Here is a 22,542-nt window from a genome sequence, read left to right as displayed (position 1 = left end):
GGAGGAACACCCTATGAGCTTTCTGAAAAACCGCACGGTGCTTGGTGTAATCTGCATCGTGCTTTCTCTGCTGATTTGCTTTGCTCTGACACCTCTGTTCAACCAGAGCATGGCACAGAAAACCTCCATTGTCCGGGTGGTAAAGGACATCAAGAGCGGCGATCAGATCACCAAGGATATGGTACAGACCGTGGAGGTGGGCGGCTACAACCTGCCGGAGAATGTAATCCGACAGAGTGAAAACGCGGTCGGCAAATATGCCAAGGCGGATCTGGCATCCGGCGATTACATTCTCACCGCAAAGCTGTCGGATAACCCGGCTTCGGAAAACGCTTATCTGTATAACCTGAACGGCGAAAAGCAGGCCATTTCCGTCAGCATTAAAAACTTTGCGGAAGGTTTGTCCGGCAAGCTGATCTCCGGCGATATCGTCAGCGTTATCGCCCCTGACTATAGAGGCCAAGGCTCCACCGTGATCCCGCCCGAGCTGACCTATGTGGAGGTCATCGGCGTAACCGCAAGCACCGGCTATGACACCGATCAAAGCGAAGCTGGAGCCGATTCGTCCGTAAAGGATGAAGATGAGAAGCAACTACCTGCCACGGTCACCCTGCTGGCTTCTCCGGAGCAGGCGAAAATCCTTGCGGAACTGGAGGCGGGCGGTAAGCTTCATCTGTCCCTTGTGTACCGCGGAAGCAAAGAAAACGCCGCTAAATTTACCGAACTTCAGGACAAGGTGATCGAAACCATGTATCCGAAACCCGCGGAGCAAAAGACAGAATCTACCCCGCAGGAGGGTACAACGGAACCTGAAAAAACCACACCTGAAAGCGGGGAGAAATAGATGCTCAACTTTATGAAAGGGAGCATCTTCTCCCGCAAACAATCCGAGGCTGTGCCGCAGGAGCCGGAACAGGAGGTTAAGGTGCTGGCGGTATGGGGAAGCCCCGGCAGCGGGAAAACGACAGTCAGCGTCCGGCTCGCCAAATATCTGGCCGATCACAAACGCAATGTCGCGCTGCTGCTGTGCGATATGACCGCACCCATGCTGCCCTGTATTTGTCCGCCTGCCGAACTGGAGTGCGAACGCTCCCTCGGCAGCATTCTCGCAGCGACCCATATCACAGATATCCTTGTCAAACAGAATTGCATTACCCATAAAAAGATAGGCCACCTGACCATGATCGGCATGCTGAAGGGTGAGAACGTGTTTACCTACCCGCCCTACACCCAGGAGCTGGCGTCCGAGCTGATCGACCATCTCCGGGACATCGCGCCGTATGTCGTCATTGACTGCGGAAGCGCCATCGCCCATGATATCCTGTCGGCGGTTTCTCTGCTGGAGGCCGACACGGTACTGAGGCTGGTCAACTGCGACCTGAAATCCATCAGTTATCTGTCCAGCCAGCTCCCGCTCTTAAAGGACCAGAAATGGGACGCAGATAAGCAGTACAAGGTGGCGTCCAATGTGAAATTCAATCAAGCCGGCGAGCACATCGAGCAAGTGCTGGGCAGCGTGGCGTTTAATATTCCGCACTCGGATGAACTGGAAAACCTGGCTCTTGCCGGGAACCTGCTGGGAGAGCTGGCGCTCAAGGACAGCAGGGGTTTCCGCGCGGAGATCGCCAAAATCGCAAAGGAGGTGTTCGGTGTATGAACCGGAAAAATCGCAGGCCGGATACCGCCAACACTCTGGCACAGGCGAGTGAGAAATCACATACCATCGACATGACAGGCAGCCAAAGCCTGTTTTTTTCCTCCGGTGGGAACACCAGGGAATTCAGCTCGGCGCTTCATGAAGTACAGGAGTATATCTCAAGCAAATACGCCACACTGATCACCGACGGAGGCACAGAGGAAGTCAAGGCACAGGTCAAGCGTTACATCGCCAAATATGTTCAGGATTACCGTATCACCATTGCTGGTATGACACAGCCGCAGCTTGTGGACTCCCTGTACACCGAAATGGCGGAGTTTTCGTTTCTCACCAAATACATTTACGGGAATGGTATCGAGGAAATCGACATCAATGCATGGAACGACGTGGAGGTTCAGTACAGCAGCGGTATCACAAAGAAGCTGGACGAGCGCTTTGACAGCCCGGAGCATGCCATCAACGTAGTGCGCCGTATGCTTCATGTGTCCGGGATGGTGCTGGACAACGCCAGCCCCGCGATCTTGGGGCATCTTTCTAAAAACATCCGTATCGCCGTGCTGAAAACCCCTCTGGTGGATGAAGATGTGGGCGTGGCGGCAAGTATCCGTATCGTGAACCCTCAATCTATGAAAAAGGGGGATTTCATTCACGGCGGAACCGCCACGGAACCCATGCTGGACTTTTTAGCGGAATGCCTGCGGTATGGAATCTCCATCTGCGTGGCGGGAGCCACCAGCTCCGGTAAAACCACACTGGCAGGTTGGCTTCTGACCACCATTCCCGACAACAAAAGAATATTCACCATCGAAAACGGTTCCCGCGAACTCGCGCTGGTACGCCAGAAGGACGGCAAAGTCGTAAACAGCGTCATCCATACGCTGACCCGCGACAGTGAGAATGAACGGCAGCGCATCGACCAGACCGAGCTGCTGGATATGTCCCTCCGCTTCAATCCCGATATCCTCGTCGTAGGCGAGATGCGCGGAGCTGAGGCTAACGCCGCGCAGGAAGCGGCCCGGACCGGCGTCGCGGTGCTGACCACCATTCACTCCAACTCCTGCGAAGCGACCTACCGCAGGATGGTCTCGCTCTGCAAGCGCGCCGTTGACATGTCCGACGAAACGCTCATGGGCTATGTAACAGAGGCGTATCCCATTGTCGTGTTCTGCAAGCAGCTCGAAAACAAGCAGCGCCGCGTCATGGAAATCATGGAATGCGAGATCCGTCCGGACGGCAGCCGGAATTTCCGCCCGCTCTTTCGGTACGACATCACCGAAAACCGCCTGGAGGATGGCAAATTCATCATAAGCGGACAGCACTGCGTGGTGCAGGGTATCTCAAAAAGCCTGCAAAAGCGGTTTTTAGAGAATGGGATGCCGCAGGATACCATGAAAAAAATTCTTAAGATGGGAGGTGACAGGCAATGACCGCAATCCTTTTAACAGCCTGTATCGGCCTGATTGCCGGTGCTTTTTTTATCCTTGGGCTTTCGCCGCTGGAATTCACGGACGGACTGTTTGGCTTTCTGACACGGAAAAACAAAAGCATCCGGGCGGAAATCAACGAAGCCGCGCAACGGAAAAAGCTGTCCTTCTTCCGCAGGGAAATCGCGGAGGTGCGGGAGATACTCAGGCTGACCGGAAGGAGCTCCCGTTTCTCCATGATCTGCGCGGCTTCCCTTCTCCTTTTCGCGGTCGGAGCCGCCATCGCCATCCTGCTGGAGAATGTGTTTCTTGTACCTGTGATGGCTGTGGGCCTGATGTTCCTGCCATTCTGGTATGTCCGCCTGACTGCGACGCACTACAAAAACAGCGTTGCCGCGGAACTGGAGACGGCACTTTCCATCGTTACCTCGGCCTACCTCAGAAACGAGGATATCCTTACGGCGGTGGATGAAAGTGTCCAATACCCTGACCTACGGACAGTAAATTTATATAAAATTCCATTAAAGTATAATGATTGATGTTGATGTTTATACTCAAGGATTTAATCATATTCCTAATTGATTATTATTGAATAAATTGATTAAAATGTAAGTATAAATTTATACTTATAACAGTGTTTTATGTCAATGTAAATAAAAGGAACTAATATTCATATAATGTAAAAGCAATTTTTAAATAATAGGTATTTCTTAAAGAATAATAACATCTTTTGAACCATTTAACTCCAGCCCTAAATAAGCTGTAGATTCTTACCTGTTTGTCTCTCAATGTTTTTGTAGCCCCAATAAGTTTATTTTTCTTATCTTTTGTACAAGATGTTCCAAGGGTTATCATCCAGCAGTAAGCTATACAAATGCATAAATATAAGGTTCTTGCATACTGGATATTATGTGTCCAGGTACCTTCTAAATTGAACCCACCAGATTTAAAATCTTTAAACATTTCTTCTATATCAAATCTTTTTTTATATTCTCTAATTGAAAAGGTCTGTTCTAAATTATTTGCTATGAACCAGGTATCATCAGAACTTTCTGCCCTGCAGACTGCCAGATTGCATATATATTTTTTAGATGTTAATTTTACATTGTAAAAGTGTCTTGTCTTTCCCTTTAAAGGTATTATATTTCCCAGCTTTTTTATATTTGGTTTACCGCATATTGATATTTTTAAATTTTTTGTACACCTGATACAATACTTGAATTTTAAAGTCTTATCTATAAACTTAAACAAATCGACACTTTTAAATCCCCTGTCTGCTAAAATTGTAACATCAAAATTATAGGGAACTACTATTTTATGTATAAAATTAAGTCCTTGTTTAATATACTTGAAATCTTTACTTCCCTCATCTTTATATAAGAACATCTTATACCACAGGGGAACTGCCCTTCTTCCCACTTTTAAAGAAAACTGTAATATAACAAATTTATCTATAATAGTTGTGTGATCAAAAATTATATATATTTTCTTTGAATGACTTTTATACTTTTGTAGTAACCTATATGCGAAGAATTCATATATTTTCTCACAATTAATAGCCTTGTTAGTTAAAAATCTTCTCAATCTTTTAATTTTACTTTCTTCTGTACCTGAAGAATAGGAATCCTTCAGCTCTTGAGATATTTTGGATAATATAACTGACTGTGAAACTATTATTCCTACAACTATAGCTATTAAGTTATTTAAACGGTATGATGATAAAATTATCATTTTTTCTAGTATTTTTTTTAATTCTGTAGTAATATATTCTTGATCATTGATCATAATAAGCCACCTTTTCTAGTAAAATTGTGCTGCAAATCAATTTTATACTATGAATTGGTGCTTTTTATTATTTTCAGAATATTTCTATACAAATTTTAATTCCCATTTATATGGTTATTAGCTGTCCGTAGGTTAGGTCCAATACCTTAATCCGCCTGTCAGGAGCGTTTTTGCGGAATTTTTGACGCAGGTAAAACTCATTAACCCCGATGTGGAGGCGGCGCTTCATGTCATGAAGCCAAAAATCGAAAACGAGGTGTTCCATGAGTGGTGCGACGCTATTGCCGCCTGCCAGTATGACCGCAGCCTCAAGACAACGCTGACGCCGATTGTTTCAAAGCTCAGCGATATGCGGATTGTCAACGCGGATCTGGAATACCTGGTGTCGGAGCCGCGCAAGGAATTCATCATCATGGCGATGATGGTAGCCGGGAACATCCCCGTGATGTATTTCCTCAACAAGAGCTGGTACCATACGCTGATGCACACCGTGGTGGGACAGATTATCCTCGCGGTCTGCGCGGCCGCGATCTTTATCTCAGCCGCGCGCGTTATCAGACTGACCCGGCCCATTGAGTACAGGAGGTGACGCGGATGATGAATCAACTGTTTTTTACAGGAATTCTTCTCGCCCTGGGCCTGTTTCTCATTTTGGCGGACAGGCTGAAGCTCCCGACCATGAGGACTGCCAAAGCCATGCTGGGCGCCGGAAAAGCGGACAAAAAAGCTGCAAAGACCGTGGACGCCTGGCTCATGTCAAAAGCGGTAAAGCTGTCAAAATACATCCGGATGGATGAGTACAAGCACAGCAGGATGGCAAACGTCCTCAAGGCGGCGGGAATTTCCATGACGCCGGAGGTGTATTCCGCCTATGCCCTTACAAAAGCGGGAGCAATCATGCTGGGGGTAATCCCGTGCCTGATTCTGCTTCCGCTGCTCTCGCCGGTGCTGATCATCCTTTCCGTGCTGACCTATTTCAAAGAGATCCGGAAAGCCGACGAGCGGCTCCGGAAAAAGCGGGACCAGATCGAGGGAGAACTGCCCCGGTTTGTCGCTACCGTTGAACAGACACTCAAGGCCAGCCGCGACGTTCTGGCGATGATCGAAAATTACAAGAAAAACGCCGGTCCCGCCTTCGCCCGCGAACTGGATGTGCTGACGGCGGACATGCGCTCATCTTCCTATGAGGCGGCGCTGACAAGGTTTGAGGCGAGGCTCAATTCCCCGATGCTTTCCGATGTGGTCCGAGGGCTGATCGGCGTCCTGCGGGGCGATAACGGCGCCGTGTATTTTCAGATGCTGGCGCATGACTTTAAAGCATTGGAATTGCAGCGGCTGAAAGGTCAGGCGCAGAAGATCCCGCCGAAGATCCGGGTATATTCGTTTATCATGCTTCTGTGCTTCCTGCTCACCTATCTGGCTGTCATTGCCGTGCAGATCCTGGATTCTCTCGGCAATATGTTTTAGAAGGAGGAACTCTCATGAATATGGATCAAAAGAAACTGGAGAAAAAGCTGCGGGAAAAGATAGAGGCAAATTACCGTTCCTATATCCAGCAGCTTCAGACCAAACCGGCATCCGACCTGATCGAGCAGGTCGGGGAAATCGCCGCGGCAAAGCTCGTATACGAAGAACTCATGGACGGCTGTGATCCGGAATACACGGAATACCTGCTGCGCTTTGAAAACCCGCTGCAGGTTGTGCGGGATCAGTGGCTGAATGAACAGAATGTTTCCCATGACGAGGAAATGAGTCATGTTCTCTGGAACATTGTTGACAAGGGGGATGCCGAGCAAATATACGAGCTGGACGAAGCCTTCCGTCCGCCCGAGCAGGAGGTGCGCCTATGCTGAAGCTGCTCCGCTCCCGTCGCGGCGAGGGTTATATCGACACGGCGGTGCTTGTGCTGTGCGTGATGATGGTCATCGCGGTGGCGGTCAGCGTCCTGCCGGTGTTTGTGACCAAGAACCAGCTGGACACCTATGCCTCGGAGCTGTGCCGGGAAGCGGAAATCGCCGGGCGCGTCGGCAGTGAAACCACCCTCAGGGCGCAGGTCCTTACCGAAGAAACCGGCCTTGCTCCGGACATTTCGTGGTCAAAGACCGGAAGGCTTCAGCTTAATGAGGAATTTACCGTGACAGTCAGCACAAAGGCGGATATCGGAGTGTTCGGGGGGTTCGGGAGCTTCCCTGTCACCCTGAAGGCGCAGGCAAGCGGCAAGAGCGAGGTGTACTGGAAATGAGAAAAATATATGGTATAATCAGGAATAAGGGAGGTACATCCTTCCCGCTCATCGTCGCGGTGACCCTTGCCCTTTTGATTATCTTCTGCGGTATCTCCGAATACATCCGCCTGATGATCATTGCCCAGGGTGTTCGTGACGCGGTGCAGTCCGCCGTGATTTCGACAGTTAACGACAACTACAGCGAGGTGTACCACGGAGTCCGGGAGGGCTACAGCGGAGCCTATCAGCCCTCTGCCGATGATTTTAACGAAAGCCTTGATTATGGCGATATATATAAGAGGCTGGATAAGGTGCTGGGGCTTCGCTCGGAAAACGGAAGCCATGTGAAATATGCCGGGAATGCGATTGAGTTCCGCCTGTCGGATCTCTCCGTCGACCTTGAAAACATGCCCTTCGCCCCCGCAGATCCCGACAATTCCAAATGGTTTCTGGCCGACGCGGCCGTAAAGCTGGAGGTTCCGGTGTCCTTTTGCGGACAAAGCCTGCCTCCCATGAGGATAAATCTCAAGGCGCAGGTCAAATATATGCCTTTATTTTAACTGTTTCCGGATTGGCCATAGACTTCCGGAAACTTCTGTAGTATGGTGTGGTTGAAAAAACAACACCAGAAACAATTGAAAAGGAGGTAACCCTTTATGAAACTTACCGACAGAGCAAAGAAACGGCTAACCATCGCCGGCCTCGGCGTGGTGTGCATAGTTCTTGTTATAGCGATAGCCTCACAGTTTAAAACGGAGGAACCCAGGGATGCGGCCCTTCAGCCTTCCTCACCTGCATCGGATGTGGTCAGTCCCGGTACTCCCGGCACAGATTCATCCGGTACACAGGAGGTAAACGCTAACCCCATCGATTCATCCGAGGTGCCTGATCAGTCTACGGACACCGGCAATTCCACCGGGACTGATCAGAGTATTCAGTCTGAGGTTACAAAGCCTCCGGAGCCGTCGCAGGAAGCAAAAACCAACCCCTCCCAAAAGCCAGATGGTGAAAAAGTGGATAAATCCACTCCGGCGGCAACAAAGCCGGATAGCAATACATCTTCGTCAACGCCAAAATCAGGTGACAAAAATGATAAAGGGCAGGTGTGGGTGCCAGGATTCGGCTGGGTAGACAATAGTGGAGATAATGTGGGCACTAAAGCGGATGATATGTATGAAAACGGCAACAAAATCGGAGACATGGACTGACAGCTAATAAAATAAGCAGGAGAAGCAGAGCAGAAATGCTGTGCTTTTTTGCGTTGAAAGGAGGAATCCCATGAAACGAGTGCTCGGTGTTTTTTTATCGCTTGTATTGCTGCTGACATTATTAGCTCCTGTTACTGCTCATGCTGATAGTATCGGGGACGGGAATGTGGATGGAGGCGGCGGAGGGATGGGTAACGGCACAGGCACCGATTACTGGAATACCGGCGATGAGGGCGTAAGGGTGACGGTTATCCGGGTAAGCGACCATGCGGTAGTAACAGCACCGATTGATTTAACCAACAAAACACCCGTAAGTTCGATAATCCATTTCGGGAAAGTCAGTAAGATGCAGTACACGAACGGAAGATCTTTATCACCTGTACAGGGTGCATATCACTATACGAATCCAACCCAGCCGCTTCCGAAAATTATCAGCACTTCCAGCGGAAACGGCAATATTGAAGCCATTAAAAGCTATTTCACCGACGAGCAGGTTATCCGGAGCATCGTCGGACTCACGGGAATGAATTTCGATGTTTTAATAAACGGGCAGTACCGGCTGCTCCTGGAACCCATTGCCTACATGACTTTCGGAGGGATCAAGTATGCAATGACCGCCACCGAAGCCGCGCTTTTTGACCGGCAGCTGGACGGCGGACTGCGGAGCAAGATGGTGTCTCTCAGTCATAAAAACCTGCCTCTGGCGATGTTTCTGGAAACTCCGGATCTTGGTTATCCCGCCTGGGGTGGTTCCACAACCAAAGCCGCGTCCGACGCGGATATTATCTCATCCCTTGGGCTCGGTATTGTGCGTTTCAACGACGCGGAACCGGAGCCGCCTGAAATAGCCGCGTCTGATTATGAATACAGGGTCAATACCGAGGTAATCACCTCGGTGACCGTGAGTGGCGGTCAGGCAGATCCCGATCAGCCCGTCACAGTGAAGTTTACAATCGGCGGTCAGACCTATACCGTAAGCGGTGTGTATTATCCGGAAGGCGACAGCCAGCTGGTGTGGGTGCGTTGGAAGACTCCGTCGACACCTCAGACTATGCGGATTAACGTATCGGTGACCGGACATGGCACCGCAAGCCAGGGAACCATTACCGCAAAGATTGTGGATCTCTCCGGCAACGATCCTCCGAATCCGGTGGCCGATGACCGGAATAGTTCCTATACCGCGCCATCCGTGCCGAACAAAGCGCAGAAAACCTCGGCATCATGGGGCGTATGGCGCCCGCGATGGCATTCCAATTGGGTATGGATTGGGACGGATGAGGACGGCTTCTGGTCCGACCAGGGATGGTGGGAGTTGGACTGGCTTGCGTATACCGCCAGCCTTTCGGCTTCCATGAGCGTTGTTCCGGACGCAAAAGATCCCACCGCGTCAGGAAAAACGATGAGAAGCGGGTATGGGATCAATCAGGCCGTTACCGCCAACGTCAGTACGAATCAATCCTCGGCGGTAACCGACGCACAGAACGCGGTTACCTATTTCCCCGAATTCCAGTACAATACCTATTGGCGGCTGTTGGAACGCACACAGACCGGATACAGCTCCAAATTTGAGTTCGCGCCCAACAAATACTCAACCTACAAGCGGCGGACGCATTTCACTCCCATATGGATGCCGGACGGAAGTTATACGCCGTATACATGGCTTATCGACTGCTGGACTCCGGTTGGCATGCTCTCCATGAACCTCACCGATTCGGTGACTATCGGGGGAAGCCTTTGGGATGACTGGCATATCGCGCCTGTAAGACCATAACCAACAGAAAAGAAACAGGACCGCAAGGCACAAAGTCTTGCGGTTTTTTTCTATGCAAAATTAATTTTGAAAGGTGGTAATCTTATGAAACTGAAAAGAATCCTGCCTATCCTTTTCGTGGTATTGCTTCTGACATGCATGTTCAGCGTAACTGTAGATTTGTATTTTACACGCTCTCAAATATCAGTTATTATTTCAAATTAATTTAACCACTAGAATGAAAAAAGGATAAAAGAATATGAGAAATATATCTAACATTCTTTTATCCTTTGTTTTTGATATAAAATAAGAAATGGAGAAGCCACCGATCAAAGTTACTTCTCCAAATCTGAATAGAACTATAAAGATAGTTCAAACCAATAATATTATGATAATAGATTTTACAGTAAATTTCAATAATTATGATGATAGGATTTTAAAAAATTATTCAATTATTATTTATACTTGTCCAAAGTGTGGCGCAAAACATTCCTTAACTAGACATGGCTGCTACGAAAGAAATGTCTTCCTTATTGATGAATTTGACAATATACAAGATAGAAAGATGCTTATTTTAAGGGTTAAATGCTCTTCATGTAGGAGCACTCACGCTATTTTGCCCAATGATATTATACCTTATTGTATTTATTCTTTTTCATTTATTTTAAAGGTTCTAACAGCATATTATTCTAAGCAGCATAAAGTTAAGGAAATAAGTTCGAATTTCTCTATTTCTTTTCAAGTCATTTATGTGTTTATATCAAAACTTTCATCATTTCTTAATTCTTGTAAATCTGTTTTAAGAAGCCTAAGCTCCTCCATGGCTTCTACTCTAGATGCGATAGTACCCGCAATTGCCAACTATCAATTGAATGGGAACTTTTTATACCAATATTTCTTTAACTCTCAGTGGATATTTCTAATGCTTAAGTTTCAAAATGTTTTACCTCGTCCAATTTATATTGGGGGCTTCTACTGAGTACTTTTTCCAACCCACATAACTCTTGAATAGAATTTGATAGCTTGTCCTGGTAATATCAAATCAAATATATTTTAAGGAGGTTTTTCATTGTGAAAGATAAAGGAAAACAAGCCATAGCTCTTTTTAGATTCTCTTTAATAGCTCCTTTAGTAAATGAAACTTATGAAGCTGCTTCTAAAAATCAATTTTTTAGAGATATTGCGTCTAAAGAACATACTTTACCAAATGGACATAACATTAAAATTTCCTCTGGAACCATAAAAAAGTGGTTTCTAAATTATAAACATGGTGGTTTTGATGCACTTATACCTAAGGCGAGAGCCGATGTAGGACAACCTAGAAATATTGATGCTAATGCTATTGCAAAAATTCATGAATTAAAAGAAAGATTACCCTATATAACAGGAAGCTTAGTTTATCAAAAGCTTATTGAAGAAGGATATGTTAAAGAGAGTAAAACTTCTTTAGCAACAGTTTTAAGATACATAAGGGAAAATAACTTGAAAAGAAGCCAATTAGCTCCTGTAGATAGAAAAGCTTATGAAATGGAGTTTGCAAACGATTGTTGGCAGTCAGACACTTCCTATGGCCCTATTATTAAGGTTACTGGACAACAAAAGAAGAAAACTTTCTTGATAAGCTTTATCGATGATGCCTCCCGGCTAATACTTCATGGTGAATTTTTTTTTCAAGACAATGCGGTGAATATGCAGACTGTATTTAAAAAAGCTGTTTCAAAATATGGAATTCCTAAAAGACTATTTGTAGATAATGGAGGAACCTATAAAAATGATCAGTTACAGCTAATTTGTGCTTCTTTAGGAATTGAGTTAATTCATACAAAGGCTTACAGTCCAGAGTCAAAAGGTAAAATAGAAAGGTCCTTTAGAACTATAAAAGATAACTGGATGAATGGCATCAATTGGAATGATTACACTTCGTTAGAAGCCTTAAATATAGATTTCAATAAATACTTAAATGAGAAATATATCAATTGTATTCACTCCTCTTTAAGTATAACCCCTAGAGAAAGATATATTCAAGATATGGATAAAATGAAATTTATACCACATGAAGAATTAGATAACCATTTTCTACATCGAGTAAGTAGAAAGGTTAGTAATGACGCTACAATTAAATTAAATTGTCTTCAATTTGAAGTTCCTGCAAAGTATATAGGGCAAAGAATTAATTTAAGGTACTCACCTATAGATTTAAATAAGGCATTCATTTTTGACAAAGACAATAATATATGCGATACAGTTTATCCATTAAAAAAGGTTGATAATTCAAAGATTAAGAGAAATGTTATAGATTATTCTAAAGTCAATGGAGGAGAATAAAATGTATAAAGCTTATTGGGGAATGGAGTTTAATCCCTTTGAGAAAGGCTTAAGCGAAAAAAACTTTTTTCAATCTCAAGATTTTTCACAGGCAATGTCACGATTAGAGCATCTTAAAAATATTAAAGGAATAGGACTATTTACAGGTCAGTCAGGCATAGGAAAGACCTATACTTTACGATGTTTTACAAATTCATTGAACTCAAATTTATACAAAGTTATTTATCTAACACTATCTACTGTTACAGTATTGGAATTTTATAAATCCCTCGCCTACGGCTTAGGTGTAGAAATCTATTCAAAGAAAATAGATCTGTTTAAAGCAATCCAGGAAAGAATTATTTCATTATGTAGGGATAAAAAAATCACACCTGTAATTATTGTAGATGAGGCACAATACTTGAAAACAGAGGTTTTAAATGACCTTAAATTACTATTAAATTTTGATATGGACTCTAGAAATTATGCTGTGCTAATACTTTGCGGACAACCTCTTTTAAACAACATACTTTCAAAACAAATCCATGAAGCCTTAAAACAAAGAATTGTAATTAACTATAACTATGAAGGAATATCCAAAGAAGAAGTTATTGAGTATATTTCTTCAAGGCTAAAGCTTTGTGGAGTGTTCACTGAAATATTTAACGATAACGCTTTAGAAGCTGTAAATTCTTGTTGTAATGGTTCTACAAGAATACTAAATTTTCTTATTGAAAAATGTTTAATGATAGGCTATCAAAAAAACTTAAAAGTTATTGATACAGAAACAGTAATGTTAGCGCAAAATGAGATAAATCTTATTTAATTGAGGAATTCGTAAATAAAGTACCTTTGTTTCCATAATAGATATATTAAACTTTGAAGAAATACACAATTTATTAGAGCAGTTATCTGCTCTTTTTCTTATATAGGTTAAATTTGCTTGCAAAAGTTGGTTAATTTATTGTGATTAAAGGATATTCTATTGTGAAAATCTATATTGGGCCAGGATAAAATAGTTTGAAAAAAGTAGGAGAAAACAAAGTGTAAATCAACACGTAAAGCCATTCGCAGAGTAACACAAAGTGACAGCCAAGGCCTTTTACGTGTCATTGACGAGCTGCATAAGGAAAATACAACTGTTGCCAACAGTATTGCCGATCATATAGACAGTATTAAGGACAGCAATCTTGGTCAACTGTTATTTTCAGACGGTACTACTATTCAGTCCATCAGCCTTGATAAACAGCTGAACATCATACAAGTGGCGGACTTGGTTCTTCCGGATGCAGAAACGAATTTTAAGGAATATACAACTGTGGAGCTTTTAAGTGTAGCCATTCTAATTGTTATAAGCACCTTTGCCCTTGATTTCATTCACTCCGACAGAAGTGTATTCAAAATTGTGGACTTGGATGAAGCATGGAGCTTTTTGCAGGTGTCACAGGGTAAGACACTTTCCAACAAGCTTGTAAGGGCTGGCCGTGCCATGAATGCCGGTGTTTATTTTGTAACGCAGAATGCAGACGATTTACTTGACGAAAAGATGAAGAACAATATAGGCCTCAAATTTGCATTTCGCTCCACGGATATCAATGAGATAAAAAAGACACTGGAGTTCTTTGGAGTGGACAAGGAGGATGAGAATAACCAGAAACGATTGCGTGATCTTGAAAATGGTCAATGCCTAATCTCTGATCTTTATGGCCGTGTAGGTGTCATTCAGATTCATCCGGTATTTGAAGAACTTCTCCATGCCTTTGACACTCGCCCACCGGTTAAGAAAGAGGTGACCTAAATGCATTTTAAAAAGTTACAGATAAAAAGGATATGGAAAATCTTCATAGCTATCTTGTTGATCACTATAATATCCTTTCTTTTTTTAGCCTTTGTTGGAATTGTAGTGCATGCATCAGGTCTTGTAGATGATACGGTAAGTTCCAAGAATACTTACTCTAAATATCCTCTTGGCAATTATCAGCTTGATTTCTATGTGGATAATTCCTGGGACTGGCTGCCTTGGAATTGGACAGATGGCATAGGCAAACAGGTTATGTATGGACTATATGCAATCACCAATTTTATATGGACAATTTCACTCTATCTTTCCAATGCCACAGGGTATCTTGTGCAGGAAGCCTATTCACTGGATTTTATTTCTAAGACTTCAGATGCTATTGGGAAGAACATGCAGACTTTGGCAGGTATTTCGCCAAATGGCTTTCAAAGCTCCGGCTTTTATGTGGGATTTTTGCTGATTTTTATTCTGATAGTTGGAATATATGTTGCCTATGTAGGGCTTATCAAGAAAGAAACTACAAAAGCTGTCCATGCAGTTATTAATTTAGTTATGGTCTTTATACTGTCTGCTTCCTTTATTGCCTATGCTCCGGACTATATCAGTAAAATTAATGATTTTTCATCTGATGTAAGCAGTGCCAGTCTGTCTATTGGCGGAAAAATTGTCATGCCAAATTCGGAAAGCAAAGGCAAAGACAGTGTAGACATGATACGAGATAACCTGTTTTCCATACAGGTGCAGCAGCCTTGGCTTCTACTGCAGTATGGCAATTCTGATATAGATAAAATTAGGCAAAAGCGAGTTGAAAAGCTGCTGTCTGCGGACCCGGATAAAAACAACGGTAAAGATAGAGAAACGGTGGTAAAAGAGGAAATTGAGGACAAGAACAATATGAATCTAACTATAACAAAGACCATTACACGACTTGGTATGGTGTTTTTCCTGTTTATCTTCAATATAGGGATTTCCATATTCGTGTTTTTACTGACGGGTATCATGATATTTTCACAGATACTTTTTATAATCTATGCAATGTTTTTACCTATGAGTTTTCTACTGTCCATGATACCTGGTTTTGATAATATGGCAAAGCGTGCCATAATGAAGCTCTTTAATGTAATTATGACACGGGCGGGTATTACACTTATTGTAACTACTGCCTTCTCCATTTCCACAATACTTTATACCCTGTCGGAAGGTTTTCCATTTTTCCTGATTGCATTTTTGCAGATAGTCACATTTGCCGGCATTTATATGAAGCTTGGAGATCTAATGGGCATGTTCAACTTGCAGGCAAATGATTCCAAGCAAATGGAACACAGAATATTTAAGAAGCCTTATATGCTATTAAACCGTGGAACACGAAGACTCAAAAGGAAGATCGGCCGCATCCTTGTGGCTGGAACAACTGGTGCGGCAACTGGAGCCATGGCTGGTGCAGCAGTTTCTAAGAAATCTGGAAAATACCGAAAGACACAGCCTAGTCATAAACGTCCGGCCAGCAGCTCTGATATATCACTCGAAAATAAGCCAAGTTTTGGAGAGCGTGTCGGTGGGAAAGTTGGAGCGCTTGTGGATACGAAAGACCATATTGCAGATAAAGCAGGCCAAATAAAAGAGCAGGCAAAGGACTTGCCAGTCAATGCCCGTTATGCTCTGTACCATGGGAAAAAGCAAGTATCCGATAAGGTAGCAAAAAATGTGGATGGCTTCAAAAGTGGTGTGGCCCAGACACTAAAGGATAAAAAGCAGGAACGAGCAGAAAACAGAAATCTGCACCGAGAGACAATTGCCAAGCGCCGAATGGAGTTTGACAAGGCACGCCAGCAAAAGACAACAGAACAGCCAGAGAGACAGAAAACATCAACTTCTGCTCCGATACGTACTAGACCTGTAACATCTAATGGTATTTCTACAATAGACAGGGATAACATGAATCAAGCAAACTCATCTACTAATAGAACGACAACAAACAGTATTGAAAAGCCTGCTATGAACCGTCCTGTAGCCAGTACACCAAGGCCTATGGAAAGCCCAAAACCAGAAAATCATGTTCCTAGCAGAGAACTCTCTTATGAAAAAAGGAAAGAATCGGGGCTTGTTTCTCAAAAGCCGACTGTAAAGTCTGCAACCTTAAAGAATAACACACAGCAACGCCGAGAAATAAAGGAACAAGTAGTCAGCAGGCAGAAAGGACGTGAGAAATGAAGCTAAAGCATTTGATTGTCCTTGGTACTGTCTTTGCTGCCCTACTTTCTCTGCTTATTTTTGTTGCTGTCTTTATTTCTGACGAAGACAGTGGAAATGGGAGCGATGTTGATATTGCAGCTTCAAATTTGTCACAGGAAGTCCTGGCACACAAGCCTATGGTTGAAAAGTATGCCAGGGAATATGGAATTGAAGAATATGTAAGTTATTTGCTTGCCATTATGCAGGTGGAAAGTGGCGGACGCGGCGTAGATGTCATGCAGTCCATTGAATCCGCAGGAGTGTCGCAGAATTCCTTTTCTGTAGAGAAATCCATAAAGCAGGGCTGCAAATATTTTGCTACCTTGCTTAAGTATTCCAAGAAAAAAGGATGCGATATAAGTACTGTCATCCAATCTTATAACTATGGAGAAGGTTTCATAGACTACGTTGCTAGCCATGGCAAGAAGTACACCTTTGAACTTGCGGAGAACTTTGCAAGAGAAAAATCCAGTGGAAATAAAGTTACTTATACAAACCCTGTTGCTGTAAAGAAAAACGGTGGTTGGCGCTACAGCTACGGCAATATGTTTTATGTACCTCTGGTATCACAATATCTGACCGTTGCTCGTTTTGACGATGCCACAGTTCAGATAATTATGACAGAAGCGCTTAAATATCATGGATGGAAATATGTGTTTGGTGGTGACAATCCAAACACTTCCTTTGATTGCAGTGGACTTGTTAAGTGGTGCTTTGGAAAGGCTGGAATTAGACTTCCCAGGACAGCCCAGGAGCAATATGACATGACGCAACACATACCCCTATCGGAAGCAAAACCGGGTGATCTGGTGTTTTTTCATGGTACCTATAACGCAGGCACTTACATTACACATGTGGGCATCTATGTTGGAAACAATCGTATGTATAATGCAGGCAATCCTATAGGGTATGCCGACCTCACTACTTCATACTGGCAGAAGCATCTAGCCAGTGCGGGTAGAATCAAAAATAAATAGAAAGGAAAATTTGAGATATGAAAATATTGAAAAAGGAAAAGCATCCTAGCCCCAAAAAGGTACATGTTATGAAAGTTGGTACCCACAGGGAATCCGTTATTTTTTTGTGGGTGCTGCTTATTGGTAGTGTCGCCTTTGGAATTTACAAGAACTTTACTGCCATAGATATAAAAACTGTTCATGAAACAAAGGTTATTGAAAAACAGGTAGTAGATACCAATCAGATAGAAAATTTCGTAAAGAACTTTGCCAAAGTCTATTACTCATGGCAAAACAACCAGGATTCTATAGACAAACGAACAGAAAATCTGAAAAAGTATTTGACTAAGGAATTACAAGATTTAAACACCGATACAATTCGTAGGGATATACCAACATCTTCAATAGCTAATGACGTGGAAATTTGGAAAGTAAAAAAGGTAGATAATAATAAATATGAAGTTATTTTTTCTGTTGATCAGTTGATAACGGAAAGTAATACGAAAAATGTTGTTGATTCCTCTTATGAAGTGGCAGTCTACGTAGATAAATCCAGTAACATGGTAATCATAAAGAACCCTAGCATTTGTGGAATTCCTGTAAAGTCAGGTTATGAGCCAAAAGTACCAGAAAATAATGGTACGGTGGATGAAGCTACTACAGAGGAAATCAACGAATTTTTAAAGACATTCTTTAAACTTTATCCTACTACAAGTAAAAAGGAGTTATCCTACTATGTCAAAGATGATGTACTTAAGCCGATTGGCAAAAATTATATATTTTCAGAGCTTATCAATCCGGTATATCGGAAAGTGGATAATAAAGTGAAAGCATCAGTATCCGTGAAATATCTGGATCAACAGACAAAAGCGATACAGATTTCACAGTTTGATTTAACTCTGGAGAAAGATAGAAATTGGATGATTATTAAATAAAAAATAACAGGCACATTATTAACATTAAGTTTTTGTGTACCTGCTATATATAATTGGCTAAATACTAACGAATGTCATATTATCATGAATAAAGTAGTTTTTATATTTTAATATTTAGTAATAATTTAAATGTAAAAAAAGAGGTGTTGAATTTACTATATTTATTGTAGAAGTTTGCATCATGGAGCAAGAATTTCTAATATTACAAATATGAATTTGTGAATGTTAAAATATGAAAAAGATTTGTAGTAAACTTTTAGTTTACTCAAGTCTTTTTTATTTGTAAATAATTAAAAATTTATGAAGCTTTTATCTTTAAGAGAAAAAACAGAGAAAAGCTCAATTCATTCAATGCTTTGCTCTGTTTTTTTAAAGCTCTTTTTATATTTTGTCCTTGATTGGTAATTCCAGAATGGCTTTCAAACCATGAGGCTCGACATTCTCAAAGGTTATTTTCCCACTATGGGCTTTTACAATTCGTTGTACCAAATTTAGTCCTAAACCATGTGTAGGTTCGCCAGAAGCATCCCATGTAAAAGGTTGCACATCTTTAGAATTCAGGCGTTCCAAAAGCGAGGCTGCAATCCCGCTTCCCGTATCTGCAACGCTTATGGTGCAGCTACCTTCGTACTCGAAAATTATAATCTTGATGTTGCATCCAGCGGGATTGTGAATCATGCTGTTGTGAATCAGATTTTCCAACGCTCTTGTAAGGAGGATGCTATCTCCCTCAATCACAATCTTTTCAGTTCCTACATATGCCTCAAAATCCATATCAAATACAGTATCTATCCCGTTATTTAGAAAATCACTCATCACCTGCCGCGTAAGCTCTACGGGACTGATCAACGTTCTGTTCATAGGCTGCATGGAGTATTCTAGTTTTGAAGCAAGATTCAAATCGGCAACCAATTTGCGCAGCCGTTCGCCTTGTTTGCAGATGATTTCCGCTTGCGCTCTTGTATCAGTAGGGAGTTTGTTATCATCCTCTATTTCTCCCGCGTAACCGAGCATAATGGAAAGAGGGGTGCGGATGTCATGGGATATACCGTTAATCCATTCAGCACGGGCGGAATCTTTTTTCGCAAGCTGGCTGGCCGCTTTGTTCAGCCCCGCGTTTATTTCTGCAAGCTCACCCTGTTCGGCAAGCTGAATTTCTTTTCCTCCGGCCATCGTTTCAATGCCTGTAAGGATGGGGCCGACTGCCTTTTCCACTCGATGGGTATTGTGCCAAAAAAGCAATAGCATAAGCAATATATTGACCACAAAAACAAGGGCGGTTCCAATCAGGCTAATGGAAACATAGTTCCTGTCCAAAACGAAATTATACTTTACGACAGAATCAGGCGGGTATCCAACTACAAACAAGCCTGCCGGATGCTCCCACACAAGCACAGGAAAATCCCCTAAATACCATTTGCTGAATTTGGCGATCTGTGTTGCGTCATAACTATGGGGAAGACCTGCGGGTAAGTTTTCCTCCCATAATACCATGCCGTTCTCGTTTAGAAGCATAGCCCAAGCATTTTTTGTATGAAGAAGGGGCGCCATTTCTTCTGAAACTTGTATTTTACCATTTTCCACGGAAACCATATCCGCTAATTTCTCAATAGATAAATCGGGGCTGCTTGCCCTGCTGTCTGCAACGTAAAACAGCCCGGCAACTAAAACGGCATTTACCAATAAAAACAGCAGCAAAATGAGAATGGTGGACAAAAAGTATTTCCGAAAGAAATGCTTTACTGTTTTCATTGCTGCGCCTCCTTCAAAATGAGCTTATACCCCAAACCTTTGACTGTGATTAGTGAAACGGGAGCGGAAGGAGTTTCTTCAATTTTCTCCCGAAGATGCCGGATATGTGTCATTAACGTTGTTTCATAGCCCTGCCAGATTTCTCCGCAAGCAGTCTGACACAATGAGCCAATGGTTACAACACGTCCGGCATTTTCAGAGAGTTTAAGAAAAATACCGTGTTCCTTTGCCGTTAAGGGAATCACCATTTCACCGCGCCGTACCTCGGCCTTGTCCAAATCCACTTCTGCGGCAGCGAGAGGTACAATACGGCTGCCCTCCGGGTAGGTACGCTTTAAGATGGCCTGAACGCGGAGCAGGAGTTCCTTGGGCAAAAAAGGCTTCACAACATAATCATCCGCGCCGAATTCAAAGCCGGAAAACCTGTCCTCGGCCTCTCCTTTGGCTGTCAGCATAATAACGGGAATTTTGCTCACTTGCCGGATTTCTTTGAGCAATGTAAAACCATCCATGCCTGGCAACATGACATCCAGAATCGCCATATCGGGCATTTTCTGTTTGAGTACGTTAAGAGCTGACTCGCCGGACGGAGCGGTAATGATCTGTGTAAATCCGGCCCGTTCAAAAATGGAACGAAGCATGGTCAAAAGCTCTAATTCATCATCTACAATCAAAATTGGCCTTTCCTTCATGCAATGCACCTCCTATCTAAACCAATATACAGATTACTTTATTTTCCTCTTATTATTATACAACGATCCTGCAAGTACGTATAGGATAGGGGCAAATCCTGACGTATGGACAGTTTAATGTAAATTAATGTATAAAACATTTGCAGGATAAAATTATATAGAAAACCGCCTTAAAACCCTATAAAATATAGTTGCAACCAATATAAATAGGAAGGCGGTTAACAAGTATGTTAAATACTCAAGAATATATTATCACAGAACTGAAAAAAAGCCTAGAATCTATGATTTTTTTGACAGCACCTAGATTAAGAATTTTAGTAGCAATTATAATAGGAATTATAGACTCAGGATCAGTTGTGCTATCAAAAATTGCACAAGAATTAAAGAGCGACTTCAGTGAGGCAACTGAAGCAAGTAAAGTAAAAAGGATTTTCAGATTCTTAACAAATGATAAAATAAATACTGATATAGTTCAATACCATTTTGCAAGGACTCTTCTGAAGAAATATAAGAATCATTCAGGAAAGGTTCATATAATTTTTGACCATACCACAAAAGAGGATGTATTTACTATTCTTCAATTTTCACTAAGGGTTGATAACAGAGTGATTCCATTGTGGCATAAAATATTTGAGTATCAAGATAAGAAAAACAAAGAATTTGAGCATGTCTATGAAGGATTAAAAGTGGTTCATGAACTCTTATCCCCTTATAATTTTGATGTAATTCTTTTAGCTGATAGAGGCTTTAGAAGTGTTGAATTGTTTAAGTTTATTGATGAAGAATTAAAATGGAAATATGCAATAAGATGTATATCAACTACAAATGTTAGAATTTCAAACAAGCCTGGAATCAAAAAATTGAGTGACATAAAGATAAAAGCAAATAAGCGAAAATCCTTTGAGAAAGTGCTGTTAACAGAGGAAAAATATGAATGCAATCTGGGAGTTGCCTTAGCAGAAGATAATGATGTATGGTATATTGCAACAAACATGAAGCCCCAAAAAGCTATAAATGAATATCAAAAAAGATTTGATATTGAGGAAGCATTCAGAGATTTAAAGAGCAATGGATTTAATATGGAGGATAGCTGGTCAAAAGGAATAACTTATTTTAAGAACTTATATTTATGTCTTTCCATAGCCTATACTTGGCTTATAATATTAGGAAAAATCTGCACAAAGAATAAGAAAAATAAAGAGCTGGGAGCTGTAAGGATTAACAAGAATAAAAAGACAATAAGGGTATACAGTCTGTTTAGGGCGGGTTTGAAATGGTTTAAGAGATGCTACAATGATTATAGAAAAAAGTACAGGCTTAATTTTGATTTTATTCTACATGAGAAGTAATTATAACCAAACATTATAGTAATAATTTGGATATTTATAGTGTCGGTTAATCCAGGGTAATAGTCTATACCTTTATATGTCCATAATATTGAATTATATTAATATATAACTATATAAGGTTAATGCAGTATATTATCAGGATGAAAATACTATGAAAATTAGAACTAAGCAGCACTTTATGAAAGTATTTATTGAAATTTTTAGAAGATTAACTTGTTATAACCATATATATGTCCATACGTCAGGCTCCACAAGTATTTAAAAATAATTTAAATAAAAATGCAGATATGTTTAAAAATGAGTTAAATAGATTAAGAAATACACTTAAATAAAAACTTGATTTGGAAGCAGTAAAAAGAATATTTATTATTTCTTTTAGAGTACCTGCAATGATTTTCTCATTTTTGTATTGATTTTTAAGTTTGGTTCTGTTTGATTCCTACCTTACCAAAAACAATAGTAAATACCTATAAATG

General features: G+C 42.1%; 18 protein-coding genes and 4 pseudogenes. 19 read left to right on the top strand and 3 right to left on the bottom strand.

Going from position 1 to position 22,542, the window contains the following annotated elements; genetic code table 11:
- The first annotated feature begins 13 nt into the window (after window positions 1-13).
- The 4 genes and pseudogenes from cpaB to AB3K27_RS14005 form a co-directional block, all read left to right on the top strand.
- Entirely contained in the window at window positions 14-844 is an 831-nt protein-coding gene (gene cpaB / locus AB3K27_RS14020) for a Flp pilus assembly protein CpaB (protein WP_368488030.1), read from the top strand.
- Window positions 845-1,657 (top strand): AAA family ATPase, encoded by an 813-nt coding sequence (locus tag AB3K27_RS14015; protein WP_368488029.1) that lies wholly within the window; start codon window positions 845-847, stop codon window positions 1,655-1,657.
- Window positions 1,654-3,084 (top strand): ATPase, T2SS/T4P/T4SS family, encoded by a 1,431-nt coding sequence (locus AB3K27_RS14010; RefSeq protein WP_368488028.1) that lies wholly within the window; start codon window positions 1,654-1,656, stop codon window positions 3,082-3,084. Before AB3K27_RS14015 ends, AB3K27_RS14010 begins: the two co-directional genes overlap by 4 nt.
- Window positions 3,081-3,584, top strand: a pseudogene (locus tag AB3K27_RS14005) (hypothetical protein); the annotation flags it as partial. The gene AB3K27_RS14010 and the pseudogene AB3K27_RS14005, both read left to right, overlap by 4 nt.
- Window positions 3,585-3,744: 160 nt before the next feature.
- Here the strand turns inward: AB3K27_RS14005 and AB3K27_RS14000 are convergent.
- Window positions 3,745-4,866 carry a transposase gene (locus tag AB3K27_RS14000; protein ID WP_368488027.1) on the bottom strand — a complete coding sequence of 374 codons (1,122 nt, stop codon included), beginning with the start codon at window positions 4,864-4,866 and terminating at the stop codon, window positions 3,745-3,747.
- Between the two features lie 136 nt (window positions 4,867-5,002).
- On the opposite strand from AB3K27_RS14000, the pseudogene AB3K27_RS13995 reads away from it, so the two are divergent.
- The 14 genes and pseudogenes from AB3K27_RS13995 to AB3K27_RS13930 all read left to right on the top strand — a co-directional run.
- Window positions 5,003-5,455, top strand: a pseudogene (locus AB3K27_RS13995) (type II secretion system F family protein); the annotation flags it as partial.
- 8 nt (window positions 5,456-5,463) lie between these two features.
- Window positions 5,464-6,333, top strand: coding sequence for a secretion protein F (locus tag AB3K27_RS13990; RefSeq protein WP_368491240.1), 870 nt, complete (start codon window positions 5,464-5,466; stop codon window positions 6,331-6,333).
- A 14-nt stretch (window positions 6,334-6,347) separates the two neighbouring features.
- Window positions 6,348-6,719 (top strand): DUF3848 domain-containing protein, encoded by a 372-nt coding sequence (locus AB3K27_RS13985; RefSeq protein ID WP_368488026.1) that lies wholly within the window; start codon window positions 6,348-6,350, stop codon window positions 6,717-6,719.
- On the top strand, window positions 6,713-7,108 hold the full coding sequence (locus tag AB3K27_RS13980; RefSeq protein ID WP_368488025.1) for a DUF4320 family protein: 396 nt from the start codon (window positions 6,713-6,715) through the stop codon (window positions 7,106-7,108). The genes AB3K27_RS13985 and AB3K27_RS13980 overlap by 7 nt, the downstream gene beginning before the upstream one ends.
- Window positions 7,105-7,650 (top strand): hypothetical protein, encoded by a 546-nt coding sequence (locus tag AB3K27_RS13975; protein ID WP_368488024.1) that lies wholly within the window; start codon window positions 7,105-7,107, stop codon window positions 7,648-7,650. Before AB3K27_RS13980 ends, AB3K27_RS13975 begins: the two co-directional genes overlap by 4 nt.
- A gap of 96 nt (window positions 7,651-7,746) precedes the next feature.
- Window positions 7,747-8,298 carry a DUF6550 family protein gene (locus AB3K27_RS13970; RefSeq protein ID WP_368488023.1) on the top strand — a complete coding sequence of 184 codons (552 nt, stop codon included), beginning with the start codon at window positions 7,747-7,749 and terminating at the stop codon, window positions 8,296-8,298.
- 70 nt (window positions 8,299-8,368) lie between these two features.
- Window positions 8,369-10,069, top strand: coding sequence for a hypothetical protein (locus AB3K27_RS13965; protein WP_368488022.1), 1,701 nt, complete (start codon window positions 8,369-8,371; stop codon window positions 10,067-10,069).
- A 292-nt stretch (window positions 10,070-10,361) separates the two neighbouring features.
- Window positions 10,362-10,733: pseudogene (locus AB3K27_RS13960) on the top strand (DUF6431 domain-containing protein); the annotation flags it as partial.
- A 386-nt stretch (window positions 10,734-11,119) separates the two neighbouring features.
- Entirely contained in the window at window positions 11,120-12,373 is a 1,254-nt protein-coding gene (locus tag AB3K27_RS13955; protein ID WP_368488021.1) for a DDE-type integrase/transposase/recombinase, read from the top strand.
- 1 nt (window position 12,374) lies between these two features.
- Entirely contained in the window at window positions 12,375-13,178 is an 804-nt protein-coding gene (locus tag AB3K27_RS13950) for an ExeA family protein (RefSeq protein WP_368488020.1), read from the top strand.
- A gap of 228 nt (window positions 13,179-13,406) precedes the next feature.
- A pseudogene (locus AB3K27_RS13945) lies at window positions 13,407-14,150 on the top strand (ATP-binding protein); the annotation flags it as partial.
- Entirely contained in the window at window positions 14,151-16,361 is a 2,211-nt protein-coding gene (locus AB3K27_RS13940; RefSeq protein ID WP_368488019.1) for a CD3337/EF1877 family mobilome membrane protein, read from the top strand.
- A complete protein-coding gene (locus tag AB3K27_RS13935) occupies window positions 16,358-17,359 on the top strand; it encodes a bifunctional lysozyme/C40 family peptidase (RefSeq protein ID WP_334196131.1) in 1,002 nt (333 codons plus the stop codon). Before AB3K27_RS13940 ends, AB3K27_RS13935 begins: the two co-directional genes overlap by 4 nt.
- Window positions 17,360-17,376: 17 nt before the next feature.
- Window positions 17,377-18,273: a conjugal transfer protein gene (locus AB3K27_RS13930; RefSeq protein ID WP_334196130.1), complete on the top strand. Its 897-nt coding sequence runs from the start codon at window positions 17,377-17,379 to the stop codon at window positions 18,271-18,273.
- Window positions 18,274-18,654: 381 nt separating this feature from the next.
- On the opposite strand, the gene AB3K27_RS13925 is transcribed toward AB3K27_RS13930, so the two are convergent.
- Both AB3K27_RS13925 and AB3K27_RS13920 read right to left on the bottom strand, forming a co-directional pair.
- Window positions 18,655-20,025: a sensor histidine kinase gene (locus AB3K27_RS13925; RefSeq protein WP_368488018.1), complete on the bottom strand. Its 1,371-nt coding sequence runs from the start codon at window positions 20,023-20,025 to the stop codon at window positions 18,655-18,657.
- Window positions 20,022-20,717: a response regulator transcription factor gene (locus tag AB3K27_RS13920; RefSeq protein WP_334196127.1), complete on the bottom strand. Its 696-nt coding sequence runs from the start codon at window positions 20,715-20,717 to the stop codon at window positions 20,022-20,024. The genes AB3K27_RS13925 and AB3K27_RS13920 overlap by 4 nt, the downstream gene beginning before the upstream one ends.
- A 227-nt stretch (window positions 20,718-20,944) precedes the next feature.
- Here AB3K27_RS13920 and AB3K27_RS13915 point away from each other — a divergent pair, with 227 nt between their 5' ends.
- On the top strand, window positions 20,945-22,066 hold the full coding sequence (locus tag AB3K27_RS13915; protein WP_368487505.1) for an IS4 family transposase: 1,122 nt from the start codon (window positions 20,945-20,947) through the stop codon (window positions 22,064-22,066).
- The last annotated feature ends 476 nt before the right edge of the window (window positions 22,067-22,542 follow it).

Origin of the sequence: Clostridium sp. BJN0013, assembly GCF_040939125.1 — a bacterium.
GTDB lineage: Bacteria > Bacillota > Clostridia > Clostridiales > Clostridiaceae > Clostridium_B.
The sequence above is the reverse complement of the archived record's forward strand: the minus strand, read 5'-3'. Positions and strand labels throughout refer to the sequence as shown.